General features: G+C 50.4%; 16 protein-coding genes. 8 read left to right on the top strand and 8 right to left on the bottom strand.

Annotation, left to right across the window (positions count from 1 at the left end):
• Positions 1–18: 18 nt before the first annotated feature.
• From rimK to A7Z29_RS13780, 3 genes are read right to left on the bottom strand one after another with little or no spacing between them, the layout of a single operon-like run.
• The gene (gene rimK / locus A7Z29_RS13790) at positions 19–921 is read right to left on the bottom strand and encodes a 30S ribosomal protein S6--L-glutamate ligase (RefSeq protein WP_000684316.1); all 903 of its coding nucleotides are present in this window, start codon (positions 919–921) and stop codon (positions 19–21) included.
• Between the two features lie 60 nt (positions 922–981).
• On the bottom strand, positions 982–1,704 hold the full coding sequence (nfsA, locus tag A7Z29_RS13785; protein ID WP_021550513.1) for a nitroreductase NfsA: 723 nt from the start codon (positions 1,702–1,704) through the stop codon (positions 982–984).
• Positions 1,688–1,975, bottom strand: a complete 288-nt coding sequence (locus tag A7Z29_RS13780; protein ID WP_001201587.1) for a YbjC family protein — start codon at positions 1,973–1,975, stop codon at positions 1,688–1,690. Before A7Z29_RS13780 ends, nfsA begins: the two co-directional genes overlap by 17 nt.
• Before the next feature lie 159 nt (positions 1,976–2,134).
• Between A7Z29_RS13780 and grxA the strand changes: the two genes are divergently transcribed.
• Complete coding sequence (grxA, locus tag A7Z29_RS13775) at positions 2,135–2,392, top strand: glutaredoxin 1 (protein ID WP_001195223.1); 258 nt, start codon at positions 2,135–2,137, stop codon at positions 2,390–2,392.
• A gap of 31 nt (positions 2,393–2,423) precedes the next feature.
• On the opposite strand, the gene A7Z29_RS13770 is transcribed toward grxA, so the two are convergent.
• Complete coding sequence (locus A7Z29_RS13770; RefSeq protein WP_000681103.1) at positions 2,424–2,801, bottom strand: inner membrane protein YbjM; 378 nt, start codon at positions 2,799–2,801, stop codon at positions 2,424–2,426.
• Positions 2,802–3,069: 268 nt separating this feature from the next.
• Between A7Z29_RS13770 and A7Z29_RS13765 the strand changes: the two genes are divergently transcribed.
• The gene (locus A7Z29_RS13765) at positions 3,070–4,755 is read left to right on the top strand and encodes an aspartate:alanine antiporter (protein WP_001024863.1); all 1,686 of its coding nucleotides are present in this window, start codon (positions 3,070–3,072) and stop codon (positions 4,753–4,755) included.
• A gap of 135 nt (positions 4,756–4,890) precedes the next feature.
• Here A7Z29_RS13765 and rcdA read toward each other — a convergent pair whose 3' ends face one another.
• On the bottom strand, positions 4,891–5,466 hold the full coding sequence (rcdA, locus tag A7Z29_RS13755; RefSeq protein WP_001250444.1) for a DNA-binding transcriptional regulator RcdA: 576 nt from the start codon (positions 5,464–5,466) through the stop codon (positions 4,891–4,893).
• A gap of 83 nt (positions 5,467–5,549) precedes the next feature.
• Here rcdA and A7Z29_RS13750 point away from each other — a divergent pair, with 83 nt between their 5' ends.
• The 3 genes from A7Z29_RS13750 to ybjH all read left to right on the top strand — a co-directional run bounded on the left by A7Z29_RS13750 (position 5,550) and on the right by ybjH (position 7,942).
• Complete coding sequence (locus A7Z29_RS13750) at positions 5,550–6,758, top strand: MFS transporter (protein ID WP_000217871.1); 1,209 nt, start codon at positions 5,550–5,552, stop codon at positions 6,756–6,758.
• Positions 6,758–7,573: a 5-amino-6-(5-phospho-D-ribitylamino)uracil phosphatase gene (ybjI, locus tag A7Z29_RS13745; protein WP_010347526.1), complete on the top strand. Its 816-nt coding sequence runs from the start codon at positions 6,758–6,760 to the stop codon at positions 7,571–7,573. Before A7Z29_RS13750 ends, ybjI begins: the two co-directional genes overlap by 1 nt.
• A gap of 84 nt (positions 7,574–7,657) precedes the next feature.
• A complete protein-coding gene (gene ybjH / locus A7Z29_RS13740) occupies positions 7,658–7,942 on the top strand; it encodes a protein YbjH (protein WP_077629224.1) in 285 nt (94 codons plus the stop codon).
• 40 nt (positions 7,943–7,982) lie between these two features.
• Here the strand turns inward: ybjH and mdfA are convergent, their stop codons facing one another.
• Entirely contained in the window at positions 7,983–9,215 is a 1,233-nt protein-coding gene (gene mdfA, locus A7Z29_RS13735) for a multidrug efflux MFS transporter MdfA (RefSeq protein ID WP_010347523.1), read from the bottom strand.
• Between the two features lie 283 nt (positions 9,216–9,498).
• Between mdfA and ybjG the strand changes: the two genes are divergently transcribed.
• Together ybjG and deoR are read left to right on the top strand one after the other, a co-directional pair.
• Positions 9,499–10,095 carry an undecaprenyl-diphosphate phosphatase gene (ybjG, locus tag A7Z29_RS13730; protein ID WP_000892324.1) on the top strand — a complete coding sequence of 199 codons (597 nt, stop codon included), beginning with the start codon at positions 9,499–9,501 and terminating at the stop codon, positions 10,093–10,095.
• 57 nt (positions 10,096–10,152) lie between these two features.
• A complete protein-coding gene (deoR, locus tag A7Z29_RS13725) occupies positions 10,153–10,911 on the top strand; it encodes a DNA-binding transcriptional repressor DeoR (RefSeq protein ID WP_000450137.1) in 759 nt (252 codons plus the stop codon).
• Between the two features lie 47 nt (positions 10,912–10,958).
• Here the strand turns inward: deoR and dacC are convergent, their stop codons facing one another.
• Positions 10,959–12,161, bottom strand: coding sequence for a serine-type D-Ala-D-Ala carboxypeptidase (gene dacC / locus A7Z29_RS13720; protein WP_024212562.1), 1,203 nt, complete (start codon positions 12,159–12,161; stop codon positions 10,959–10,961).
• 246 nt (positions 12,162–12,407) lie between these two features.
• On the opposite strand from dacC, the gene gstB reads away from it, so the two are divergent.
• Positions 12,408–13,034, top strand: coding sequence for a glutathione S-transferase GstB (gstB, locus tag A7Z29_RS13715; protein ID WP_105290374.1), 627 nt, complete (start codon positions 12,408–12,410; stop codon positions 13,032–13,034).
• Here the strand turns inward: gstB and yliI are convergent.
• Complete coding sequence (yliI, locus tag A7Z29_RS13710; protein ID WP_085460558.1) at positions 13,031–14,146, bottom strand: aldose sugar dehydrogenase YliI; 1,116 nt, start codon at positions 14,144–14,146, stop codon at positions 13,031–13,033. The genes gstB and yliI overlap by 4 nt on opposite strands.
• Positions 14,147–14,247: the final 101 nt, after the last annotated feature.

Here is a 14,247-nt window from a genome sequence, read left to right as displayed (position 1 = left end):
TCAGTAATGTGATTGCGACTAACCACCCGTTTTCAGGCAATATTCTGCCGTGGCGTGGCGTTCGATCCAGCGGATCATTTTACCCGCAATGTCGATACCGGTGGTTTTTTCTATTCCTTCCAGCCCCGGCGACGCATTCACCTCCATCACCAATGGCCCGCGATTGGCACGCAGAATATCCACACCGGCAACATCCAGCGCCATCGTTCGCGCGGCTTTGATGGCGATTTCACGCTCCTTCGGCGTGATACTGGCGATGCTTGCCGCGCCGCCACGATGCAAATTGGAGCGAAAATCGCCCTCTTTCGCCCGCCGTTCAATCGCCGCGACAACTTCATCACCGACGACCAGACAGCGGATATCGCACCCTTGCGCCTCTTTGATATATTCCTGCACCAGAATATGGGCGTTCAGGCCGCGAAAAGCATCAATCACGCTTTCTGCCGCCTGGCGCGTTTCCGCCAGCACCACACCAATTCCCTGCGTGCCTTCGACCAGCTTAACCACCAGTGGCGCACCACCGACCATATCGATTAAGTCGCTGGTATCATCCGGCGAATGCGCAATCCCCGTGACAGGCAGGTCAATGCCCTGACGCGCCAGCAGTTGCATGGAACGCAATTTGTCACGCGCCCGGGCAATCGCGACCGATTCGTTCAGCGGATAACTGCCCAGCATTTCGAACTGGCGCAGCGCCGCCGTCCCATAAAAGGTTATAGCAGTGCCAATGCGTGGGATCACCGCGTCAAAATGGGGGAGTTTGCGGCCTTTATAGTGAATGGAAGACGCCGCAGGATTAATGTTCATGTAGCAAGAAAGCGGATCGAGAATTTCAACCAGGTGACCACGCTGTATGGCGGCTTCACGCAGCCGCTTACACGAATAGAGCGTTCCATCCCGGGACAATATGGCAATTTTCACCCTGCACCTCTCTGTCAGACCTGGTCAAAAGCCCGCGTATAATACATCGCCGTAACGGTTTTAGCGCGTCGCCCAACCTTGTTTATGCAAATAATCGAGAATAAAAGGACGGCTTTCTTTGATAATCGTCCGGCGAATATGATCGCTCCAGGTATCCCGGCGATTATTGCTGCCACGGGTAAGATAATATTCCGCCAGTTGCTCGTCATACTGCGCCAGAGCATCTTTATCCAGCGGTTGGTAGCTGTTTTCATGCACCAAAATGGAAGCCGGTAAACGCGGCTTGAGATCCGGGTTATCCGCAGGCCAGCCGAGACACAGGCCAAACAGCGGCAGAACATGCTTTGGTAATTTCAGCAGTTCCGTCACCGCTTCAATGTTATTGCGCAAGCCGCCAATATATACACCGCCTAACCCCAACGATTCCGCTGCGGTTAAGGCGTTTTGTGCCATCATCGCCGTATCAACAACACCGAGCAACAACTGTTCAGCCAGGCCGAGTTGAGCATCCGGGCAGATCTGCAAATGACGGTTAAAGTCGGCGCAAAACACCCAAAACTCCGCCGCTTGCGCAACATGTTTTTGCCCGCCGGTCAGCGGCACCAGGGCTTCACGCAATGCGGGGTCGGTAATGCGAATAATGCTACTACACTGCAAAAAGCTGGAACTGGAGGTCGCACGGGCGCTGTTGATAATCGCCTCACGCTGTTCAGCGGAGATAGGTTCATCAGTGAAATGGCGAATGGAGCGGTGACCACAAATAAGTTCAATGGTTGGCGTCATTATCTTTTTCTCTTTCTGAACGTGAAGATTCCGGTGGATGATTCATCAGTTGCGGGGCCAGCCGTTTTGCCACCTGAAGAATAACCACCACCGCAGCGGGAAGCATGAGCAAAACACCGAGAAAAATCATCAGAATTTGCGCTTCTGGCGTAGAAAACGGCGCTGGAAGCGAAAAGTTGTCACTTATCGACAGTAACGCCGCCGCCAGTAACATCATTCCGAGAAATTCCAGTATCAACACGCTTTTAGGCAATTTACCGATCGCGCGCATAAACTTCCCTCTGCAAAGTGAGCTGCCAGTTTAAAACCTTTCGCCGCGTTGTGCTTAACAGTTATAGCTTTAAGCAATCAATGCAACAGGTTAAACCTACTTTCAGCGAATAAGATTTGGCGTGATCATGCACACATGACAGATAAATGGAGAAAGCCAATGCAAACCGTTATTTTCGGTCGTCCGGGTTGCCCTTACTGCGTGCGTGCCAAAGATTTGGCAGAAAAGTTAAGTAATGAACACGATGATTTTCACTATCAGTATGTGGATATTCGTGCTGAAGGGATCACTAAAGAGGATCTGCAACAGAAAGCTGGCAAGCCGGTAGAAACCGTACCGCAGATTTTTGTCGATCAGCAACACATCGGTGGCTATACCGATTTTGCTGCCTGGGTGAAAGAGAATCTTGACGCCTGATTACCGGATAAGCCCTCTCTGTTTGAGGGCTTTATTGATTTTTTCTGTGTTGTGGCCTGAACAAGCTACTAATAAACAAAAAACATAACGCGCCCAGCGCACACCAGAAGACGGCACTCAACAACCACGCCAGCTCCTGCCAGAATGAGCGTGATGGTGAAAAAAACAGACGCATAATTAACATAGAACAGGGTGCTGCCAGCATTGCGCCAAACAGTGGTTTAAGGACTTCTCTACGCCGCGAAAAAAAGCTGGCTACAGCCCCAGGAAGAATAAAAAACAGTAAGCCGATTTCAGGGTGCCCGGCAGCCCGAAAAGCTCCCTTCATATGTGTCGCCAGAAAAAGGCACACCACAATAAAGAGGACAAAACAGCAAATTGCCCCCGCCCAATGTTGTTTATGTTTCACATGTTCCTCCTGACACTGCCTCTATCGAACACATTTTTCGCCGGTGTGGCGCTCAGTAAGATAAAGCCGCTTCGCATTCCATGCTAATATAGGCCAACACAATTCTTATAGCCGTTGGTATCTAATGTGATTACACTAGTAAAATATATTGTTACTTTACTATTGATTAAGTGCGCTGAATGAATCTGCGCTCTGAATTCAGGTAAAAACATTATCTTAAATTACCATTTCTTTCAACAGCTTACTCGTAAACAAGAAGTTAGTCTCCGTGAATATAAACGTCGCCGAATTGTTAAATGGGAATTACATTCTGTTATTATTCGTGGTCCTCGCGCTTGGACTATGTCTCGGAAAATTACGACTTGGTTCAATCCAACTGGGTAATTCCATTGGCGTTTTAGTCGTATCACTGTTATTAGGGCAACAACATTTCAGTATTAACACCGACGCGCTTAATCTTGGCTTTATGCTGTTTATTTTCTGCGTCGGGGTCGAAGCCGGACCCAACTTTTTTTCCATTTTTTTCCGCGATGGTAAAAATTACCTAATGTTAGCCCTGGTAATGGTCGGTAGTGCACTGCTGATCGCCTTAGGGCTGGGTAAGTTGTTTGGCTGGGACATCGGCCTGACGGCTGGTATGTTGGCTGGCTCAATGACATCAACACCGGTTTTGGTTGGTGCGGGCGATACCTTACGCCACTCTGGAATAGAAAGCAGGCAACTCTCTGCGGCACTGGATAATTTAAGCCTCGGGTATGCATTAACCTATTTGATTGGCCTGGTGAGTTTGATTGTTGGTGCGCGTTACTTGCCTAAGTTGCAGCATCAGGACTTACAGACCAGCGCCCAGCAAATCGCTCGTGAGCGAGGTCTGGACACCGACGCCAGCCGTAAAGTCTATCTGCCGGTAATTCGCGCCTACCGCGTCGGCCCAGAACTGGTCGCCTGGGCCGACGGCAAAAACTTGCGTGAACTGGGTATTTATCGACAAACCGGTTGCTACATTGAACGTATTCGTCGTAACGGGATTCTGGCAAATCCGGATGGTGACGCCGTGCTACAGATGGGCGATGAAATAGCGTTGGTAGGATATCCCGACGCCCACGCCCGACTCGATCCCAGCTTCCGTAATGGTAAAGAAGTTTTTGATCGAGACCTTCTCGACATGCGTATCGTCACTGAAGAGGTGGTCGTCAAAAACCATAACGCTGTCGGTAAACGTCTGGCACAACTGAAGTTGACCGATCACGGTTGCTTCCTTAACCGCGTTATTCGTAGCCAGATTGAGATGCCGATAGATGACAACGTCGTGCTTAACAAAGGTGACGTTTTACAAGTCAGCGGCGATGCCCGCCGCGTAAAAACCATCGCCGATCGCATCGGCTTTATCTCGATTCACAGCCAGGTCACTGACTTGCTGGCATTCTGCGCGTTCTTTGTTATTGGGCTGATGATCGGGATGATCACCTTCCAGTTCAGCACATTCAGCTTCGGCATGGGTAACGCTGCCGGGTTGTTATTCGCTGGTATTATGCTGGGCTTTATGCGAGCGAACCACCCAACCTTCGGCTATATTCCCCAGGGCGCGTTAAGCATGGTGAAAGAGTTCGGTTTGATGGTATTTATGGCGGGCGTTGGTTTAAGTGCCGGCAGCGGCATCAATAACGGCCTGGGCGCGATTGGCGGTCAAATGTTGATTGCTGGGTTAATTGTCAGTCTGGTGCCTGTTGTTATTTGCTTCCTGTTTGGCGCTTACGTGCTGCGCATGAACCGCGCGCTGTTGTTCGGTGCAATGATGGGCGCGCGTACTTGTGCTCCAGCAATGGAGATCATCAGCGACACTGCGCGCAGCAACATTCCGGCATTAGGTTATGCGGGCACTTATGCAATAGCTAACGTGCTGCTGACGTTGGCAGGGACAATCATCGTAATGGTATGGCCAGGACTCGGATAAAACTGAAGTTGCCCCAAAAATGAAATTTTTTTGCACAACCGCAGAACTTTTCCTCGGGGCATCAGTCTTAATTAGTGCCACTGCTTTTCTTTGATGTCCCCATTTTGTGGAGCCCATCAACCCCGCCATTTCGGTTCAAGGTTGGTGGGTTTTTTGTTGCCTGAATTTTATCTCCTGCCCTGCCAATTGCGCCACCATCTGCAAAATATCCTCGCGCGATAGCGGCTTACGGTCAGTGACAAAATGCAGTGTCATCCCTTCAATAAACGCATCCAGCGCGCGGGCGGTTCCGGGTTCAAACCATTGTTCGAGCGTTTGCTGACTGCGCTGCATCCAGTTTTGCATCACCGTTTTTAATAGCGGTTTTCGGCTGGCCAATGCGTAGAGTTGATACATCAGTTCCATGTTATCCGGCGTTGCAACCTGCGAGCTGTAGATCATGTCGGTTATGGCCTGGCAGGCGCCTGAAGCATCACTGACATCGCTAAAAAATGCCTGATATTGCTTAGACATGATCTCTGTAAAACTGCTGAACGCCTCCAGCAGCAACTCATCAATTCCTGAAAAATAGTAGGTCATCGACCCCAACGGCACTCCGGCAAGAGTAGCGATTTTGCGGTGTGTAACGGCATGTATTCCGTAAAGTTTCACCGCCTCCAGCGTGGCCTGGATGATTTTTTCTCGCCGTTGCGGATCGTTAGCGCGACGCATGTCATTTCCTCTCTTTGCAATTGTGTACAAATGTACACAACCTTGCTAATGTTGTCTTCCCTCTTCTTTTTTTGACGTGATCTATGACCGTAAATTCTTCACGTAATGCCTTGAAACGCCGAACCTGGGCGCTGTTTATGTTCTTCTTTTTGCCAGGCCTGTTAATGGCATCCTGGGCAACCCGTACGCCTGCTATCCGCGATATTCTTTCTGTCTCGATCGCTGAAATGGGCGGTGTCCTCTTTGGCTTGTCGATCGGTTCGATGAGCGGAATTCTCTGCTCGGCGTGGTTAGTGAAACGTTTTGGGACGCGTAATGTCATCCTGGTCACGATGTCCTGCGCGTTGATCGGGATGATGATATTAAGTCTGGCGCTCTGGCTGACATCGCCCGTGCTCTTTGCCGTGGGTCTTGGCGTCTTTGGAGCCAGTTTTGGTTCTGCGGAAGTGGCGATAAACGTTGAAGGTGCCGCCGTTGAGCGAGAAATGAATAAAACGGTTTTGCCGATGATGCACGGCTTTTATAGCCTGGGCACGCTGGCAGGTGCTGGTGTCGGGATGGCGCTGACGGCCTTTGGCGTTCCGGCAACTGTGCATATTTTGTTGGCGGCACTGGTCGGCATCGCACCTATTTATATCGCCATTCAGGCAATCCCTGACGGAACAGGAAAAAATGCCGCCGATGGCACGCAGCATGGCGAAAAAGGCGTACCTTTTTATCGCGATATCCAGTTGCTGTTGATTGGTGTCGTGGTGCTGGCGATGGCGTTTGCAGAAGGTTCTGCCAACGACTGGTTACCCTTATTAATGGTTGATGGTCACGGTTTTAGCCCTACTTCCGGCTCGCTGATTTATGCCGGTTTTACCCTGGGGATGACCGTTGGACGCTTCACTGGCGGTTGGTTCATAGACCGTTACAGTCGCGTTGCCGTGGTTCGGGCCAGTGCGCTAATGGGTGCGTTGGGTATTGGGCTGATTATTTTTGTCGATAGCGCCTGGGTCGCGGGGGTGTCTGTTGTCCTTTGGGGGTTGGGAGCTTCTCTGGGCTTCCCACTGACCATTTCTGCCGCCAGTGATACCGGCCCCGATGCGCCGACCCGCGTCAGCGTGGTAGCAACAACCGGTTATCTGGCTTTCCTCGTCGGGCCGCCGCTGCTGGGCTATCTCGGCGAACATTATGGATTACGTAGTGCAATGCTGGTTGTACTGGCGCTGGTTATTCTCGCGGCTATTGTCGCGAAGGCCGTCGCCAAACCCGATACCAAAACGCAGACGGCGATGGAGAATAGTTGATGAGCATTAAATTAATTGCGGTAGACATGGATGGTACTTTCTTAAGCGATCAAAAAACCTATAACCGCGAGCGGTTTATGGCTCAATATCAGCAAATGAAAGCACAAGGGATTCGCTTTGTGGTCGCCAGCGGGAATCAATATTATCAGTTGATCTCTTTCTTCCCCGAAATTGCCGATGAAATTGCCTTTGTGGCAGAAAACGGCGGTTGGGTAGTGAGCGAAGGCAAAGATGTTTTTAATGGCAAGCTGTCGAAAAATGCATTTACCACTGTAGTGGAACATTTACTGACGCGCCCGGAAGTGGAAATTATTGCCTGCGGAAAAAATAGCGCCTATACCCTCAAAAAATATGACGATGCCATGAAAACGGTGGCGGAAATGTATTATCACCGTCTGGAATATGTCGATAACTTTGACAACTTAGAAGATATCTTCTTTAAGTTTGGCCTGAATCTTTCCGATGAACTGATTCCGCAAGTGCAAAAAGAGTTACATGATTCGATTGGCGATATTATGGTGCCGGTTCACACCGGCAACGGTAGCATCGATCTGATTATCCCCGGCGTACATAAAGCCAATGGCCTGCGGCAACTCCAGAAGTTATGGGGAATAGACGACAGTGAAGTGGTGGTCTTTGGTGATGGCGGTAACGATATCGAAATGCTGCGCCAGGCTGGCTTTAGCTTTGCGATGGAAAATGCCGGCAACGCGGTCGTAGCTGCGGCGAAATACCGCGCAGGCTCCAATAACCGTGAAGGCGTACTGGATGTGATCGATAAAGTTCTTAAGCACGAAGCGCCATTTAATCAATAAAACGGCAGCACGCCCGGCAACACAATGCCTGAATGAAGGATGCATAATTCGCGGAAATTCCCCTTCTGGATTATTTCAGGCGAAATGATGATGAAAAATTGTGTACTGCTGGGCGCGTTTCTATTGAGTTTTACTGGTGTGGCAATGGCGCAAAGTGTCACCGTTGATGTGCCGAGCGGATACAAAGTGGTGGTAGTCCCCGATTCAGTCAGCGTTCCACAAGCGGTCAGCGTCGCGACTGTACCGCAAACTGTCTATGTGGCGCCTACTCCAGCGCCGGCTTACCGCCCACATCCGTATGTTCGTCACCTTGCCAGCGTAGGCGAAGGGATGGTTATCGAACATCAAATCGACGACCATCACCATTAATCCATGAATGCCTGATTGTGCAAAGCAACCAGGCATTTTCTTATCCGTCGTTTGAATTTCCTGTTTGTTTATCTTTTAAAAAGATAAACATCAGCAGCAGCCACAAAATTCCGTTGGCAAGGTTAAAGAGATTAAACAGGCCGTTGCCCCCGTTCAGCCAGGCATGTTTACTGATTTCGATACCGACGGTAAAGATCAGCATTTGTAACATCCCCATCGCCGCAGAAACCGTACCTTTACTCATATCGCTGGCAAACAGGGTTAATCGCACCAGCCCCGCATTCGCCAGGCCAATACCAAAAGCATAAATACTTAACCCGGCGGTCATCCATAAATACGCGTGCGATGAGATAACCGTTGCGGCAGCGGCGACTAACAGGCCAATCATAATCGGCCAGCCGCCCATGATGATCAATGCACGAACGGTGCGGCGCGAGGTCAAACGCGCTAACAGCAAGTTACCCGCAATTAACGCCCCGAAAACTGGCACTTGCAGCAAACCATATTCATAGCTGCTCAACTTTTCGCCAGTGATAATGATAATTGGTGACTGGGCGATCCACGCCAGCAACGGCAGGCTGACGAACCCCAGCGCCAGAGCTCCGGCAACAAAGCGACCGTTCTTCAGCACCAGCTTGTAGTCATGCCCAAGCTCTTTCAGGGACAGTTTCTCACCAATACGCGTGGCGGTTTCCGGCATAGCGCGTTGCAGACCGAAAAAGGAGATCGCTGCCAATGCGGCAAACAAGACAAACATCCCCTCCCAGGGCAGCACATGGATCCATGCGGCGCCCACCAGCGGACCGAGTAGCGGAGCAATCAGCGCCACGTTCGCCATCAGCGCGGTGATCTTGATACAAACCGCCTCTTCGAAGGATTCCTGAATCGCGGCGTATCCGACAGCGCCAATGAAACAAAGGCTTATCCCTTGCAGGAAGCGTAATAGCGTGAATTGTTCAATGTTTTGCGCCAACAATATTGCCAGACAGGTGACGATAAACCACACCACGCCCGCCAGCATCACCGGACGGCGGCCAATACGATCCGACAGCGGTCCCAGGAGCCACTGTAAAAACATCCCGCCCGCCAGGTAAGCGGTCATCGAAGTAGGAACCCAGTCAATACCCGCCTGATACTCTTCCACTACAGCGAGCATACCGGGTTGAATCATATCATTGCCGATATAGGTCGAGAATTCGTAGAGCACCAGACAGAGAGGAAAAAGTAACGCCTGACGTCCAAGCCGGGCACCGGAAGCTAATCTATTTTGCATGCAATTTCTTCGCCAATAATAATCGCGCAAAGTTTAATAAAAGCGCGGCAAACGAGAAAGCAAATTTTGTAGGTGAAACCACGCTTAAGCACATTCTTACATTATTCCGAGTATAGCTACTCTTTCTTTAAGCTTTATTTAATTCCTTCGCGTTACTATTCCCTGTTGTAAACCAATCCGAAAGTGAAATAAGACGATGCCGCTTTACCCTGTTTAACATGCACTTTATGCTCATCGACTTGCCTGATGGCTCCCCAATAATCACCTTTTGAGTCTGAAAGTTATGCTGGAAAATCTGAATTACTCATTATTCTCTCTTATTAACGCGACGCCAGACTCATCCGCATGGATGATTTCGTTAGCGATTTTTATTGCCAAAGATTTAATTACTGTAGTACCGCTGCTGGCTACGGTGCTTTGGCTATGGGGGTTTACAGCGCAACGGCAACTGGTGATAAAAATCGCTATCGCGCTGGCGGTCGGCCTGTTTGTTTCCTGGACGATGGGGCACTTATTTCCGCACGACCGTCCGTTTGTTGATCATATCGGCTATAACTTCCTGCATCATGCGGCGGATGACTCTTTCCCAAGCGATCACGGCACGGTGATATTTACCTTTGCGCTGGCATTTTTATGCTGGCATCGCCTGTGGTCAGGCGCAATCCTCATGACGCTGGCGGTGGTCATTGCCTGGTCACGTGTTTATCTCGGTGTTCACTGGCCGCTGGACATGCTCGGTGGATTGTTGGCAGGAATGATTGGTTGCCTTAGCGCCCAGATTATCTGGCAGGCTGTGGGGGCAATGCTCTACCAGAAGCTGCAATTATGGTATCGCTTCTGTTTCGCCTTACCTATACGTAAAGGCTGGGTGCGTGGCTGATTTCGGATAAAAAGTGTAATATCAGGCGGCTCGCTTCAATAACTATTCAGAGGGAATATGGAAACACGTCGCGAAGAGCGTATCGGGCAGTTACTACAAGAATTAAAACGCAGCGATAAGTTACACCTGAAGGATGCCGCCGCCCTGCTTGGGGTTTCAGAGATGACGATTCGTCGCGATTTGAATAACAACAGTGCCCCCGTCGTACTACTCGGCGGCTATATTGTTCTGGAACCGCGTAGTGCCAGCCATTACCTGTTAAGCGATCAAAAATCCCGCCTGGTGGAAGAAAAACGCCGGGCTGCGAAACTGGCCGCGACGCTGGTTGAACCCGATCAGACCCTCTTTTTTGACTGTGGCACCACCACGCCGTGGATTATTGAAGCGATAGATAATGAAATCCCTTTCACCGCCATTTGTTATTCACTAAATACCTTTCTGGCGCTGAAAGAGAAACCCCATTGTCGCGCGTTTCTTTGCGGTGGTGAATTTCACGCCAGCAACGCTATTTTCAAACCCATTGATTTTCAGCAAACACTGAATAATTTTTGCCCGGATATCGCTTTTTATTCCGCAGCTGGCGTGCATGTCAGTAAAGGCGCAACCTGTTTTAATCTTGAAGAGTTGCCGGTAAAACACTGGGCGATGTCGATGGCACAAAAGCACGTGCTGGTTGTCGACCACAGTAAGTTTGGCAAGGTACGTCCGGCGCGCATGGGCGAGCTGAAACGCTTTGATATTGTGGTGAGCGATTGTTGTCCGGAAGATGAGTATGTGAAGTATGCGCAGGCGCAGCGTATTAAGTTGATGTATTAATGACGCATAACCGGATGACGTTTCCGCGCCATCCGGTCATCAGAAGATTAAGAGAACCAGCTGCCGAACCACTGATGGAATTTCATCATCACGAAGTCCCACATCCGACCAAAGAACCCACCCTCTTCCACATTTTCCATCACGATCAGCGGACGCTGTTCAATAGATTTACCGTTAAGCTGGAAATCAATGGTGCCGACAACCTGACCTTTTTTCAGCGGCGCGGTGAGCTGCGGTTCCGTTAACGTATAACTCGCTTTCAGGTTTTTCAGTTGCCCGCGTGGGATGGTCACTGATCCCCCTTCGCCTGCGCCGAGATTCACTTCGCTCTTATCACCGAACCAGACGCGCTGAGTCACAAAGGTGGCATCAGGTTTAATTGGCGTCACGGTTTCAAAAAAGCGAAAGCCCCAGGTCAGTAATTTCTCAGACTCATTAAAACGGATGCGGTCAGTTTTTGCCCCCAGCACTACGGAGATTAAACGCATATCACCCTGGGTAGCCGAAGCAACCAGATTATATCCCGCACCTGCCGTGGTTCCGGTCTTCATGCCATCAACATTCAGATTGCTGCTCCACAGCAGACGATTACGGTTAGGCTGACGAATTTTGTTAAAGGTAAACTCTTTCTCTTTATGAATAGCGTACTCTTCCGGCACATCGTGGATTAACGCTTTACCCAGCAATGCCATATCGCGCGCGGTACTGAATTGCCCCGGCGCATCCAGACCGTGCACCGTCTGGAAGGTGGTGTTGGTCAGGCCCAGTTTTTTGGCATAACCATTCATCAAACCAATAAATGACTCCTGACTCCCGGCAACGTAATCGGCCAACGCAATACAGGCGTCATTACCGGACTGGATAATCACACCTTTGTTCAAATCCGCCACCGAAACCTGATCGCCCGGTTTGAGGAACATTACCGACGAACCGCGCAGTGCCGGGTTTCCCGTCGCCCAGGCATCTTTACCGACCGTCACCATATCGGTGAGTTTGATCTTATCGGCCTTAAGCGCCTGCCCAACCACATAGCTGGTCATGATTTTAGTCAGACTCGCGGGATCCAGTTTCTCATCCGCATTGCCTTCTGCCAGCACTTTACCGCTGGCGTAATCCATTAAAATCCATGCACGCGCATCCACGCTCGGCGCTTCAACGGTTTGTTCTGCCGCGAATGCCGTTGGGGCAAAAAGGAATAAAAATGCAGAACCCGCTGCAAGACCACGAAGGAAAGAGGAGTATTGCGTCATAAATGCCACCCGAGTATCCATTCAAAAAAAATACGTTATATCGCCGTATGATAAGTTCGGTGATTAATAACGCACACACAAGTTTAAAGAAACCGTAAGTTGGTAAAGTTTTTAAAGTTTATGCAATATCCTGCCGCTTCGCTGCTTCTGGCGTCATTTTTTTACTCGCTGTTGCTTAAAAGTTAACTTTACTTCACCATCGGAGTCCTGTTCAGCCTGTGGCTGCCTGTCGGAAAAGGGGTGAGTATGATTACGTTGTGGGGTCGGAATAATTCAACCAACGTTAAAAAAGTGTTGCTGACGCTCGAAGAACTGGAACTGCCTTATGAGCAAATTTTGGCGGGTCGTGAGTTTGGGGTAAACCATGACGCCGATTTTCTGGCGATGAACCCTAACGGGCTGGTGCCGCTGTTGCGTGATGACGAAAGTGATTTAATTCTTTGGGAATCAAACGCCATTGTCCGCTATCTGGCGGCACAGTACGGGCAAGAACGTCTGTGGATCGACTCACCGGCACGTCGCGCAGAAGCCGAAAAGTGGATGGACTGGGCAAACCAGACGCTCAGCAATGCCCATCGTGGGATCCTGATGGGATTAGTCAGAACACCACCGGAAGAGCGCGACCAGGCCGCCATTGATGCCAGCTGCAAAGAGTGCGATGCCCTGTTTGCCCTACTCGATGCGGAGCTGGCAAAAGTAAAATGGTTTTCTGGCGACGAGTTTGGTGTGGGCGATATCGCTATCGCACCGTTTATTTACAATTTGTTTAACGTTGGCCTGACCTGGACACCGCGTCCGAATCTGCAACGCTGGTATCAGCAACTCACCGAACGCCCCGCTGTGCGCAAAGTGGTGATGATCCCCGTTAGCTAATTGCGTGGGCTAACTTTGAGTAATTCCCCGTTGGGCTCGTCGGTGAGAACGTATAAATAACCGTCGGGTCCTGTGCGAACGTCACGAATTCGCTGCCCCCTGTCCGTTAATATGCGGCCATCTTCCGTCACTTTGTCGCCTTTGACGCTCATCACGATGACATCTTTATCTTTCAGCGCGCCAATAAATAATTTTTGCTGCCACTGGGGGAATTTGTCACTGTTATAGAAGGCCATACCGCTCACGGCGGGCGAATCTTTCCAGTAAAAAACCGGTTGCTCGGTTCCGGCGACGATTTCCCCTTTTGCTTCCGGTATTTTAAAACCTGAGTAATTAATGCCCCAGGTTGCCAGCGGCCAACCGTAGTTTTTGCCTTTTTGCGGGATATTAATTTCATCACCACCGCGCGGGCCATGTTCATTCAGCCACAGCGCATTACTCCACGGATTCATCGCCATCCCTTGCGGGTTACGAATGCCATAAGACCAGATCCCGGCTCGCGCACCGGATTCGTTTACAAAGGGATTATCATCCGGGATCTCGCCCTGTTCGGTCAGACGCACCAGTTTGCCCTGTAATTTATCCAGATCTTGCGCCGTCAGACGCTGATTGTTTTCGCCCAGAGCAATAAAAAGATAACCGTTACCGTCGAAGACCAGCCGCCCGCCAAAATGGTTGCCGGTAGAAAGTTTTGGTGTCTGGCGAAAGACAGTGCGGAAGTCGGTCACTTTTGAGAGATCATCACTTAAGCGGCCATACCCCACGGCAGTTCCGGCTTTGCCATCATCGCCAACTTCGGAATAACTTAACCAGATGCGGCGCGACTGGGCAAAATCAGGCGCTAATGCCACATCCAGCAGGCCGCCCTGCCCGCGCGCCCAGACTTCCGGCACACCGACAAGCGGCGCAGATAATCCTTTTCCTGCTTGCCAGTGACGCAACTCGCCACCGCGCAGGGTGATTAACATGCCGTGATTATCAGGTAAAAAGGCCAGCGCCCACGGATGGTCGAGTTTGTCTTGCAGTACTTCGACATTTACCGGCGCGGGAGCCGCCCAGAGAGCGGAAGAAACACAGAGAAAGGGCACAAGGAAAAGGGATTGTCGATGCATAACGCCTCCGGATTGACTCTGGCTTAAAGCGTAGTCAGTGGAGGAGATGACAAATTCATTTTTACAAAAACTTAAACATGAAGGGGGAGACGCTTTCTCCC

It is taken from the genome of Escherichia sp. MOD1-EC6842, assembly GCF_002965705.1.
Classification (GTDB): domain Bacteria; phylum Pseudomonadota; class Gammaproteobacteria; order Enterobacterales; family Enterobacteriaceae; genus Escherichia; species Escherichia ruysiae.
This window is presented reverse-complemented; position numbering and strand designations above follow the sequence as displayed.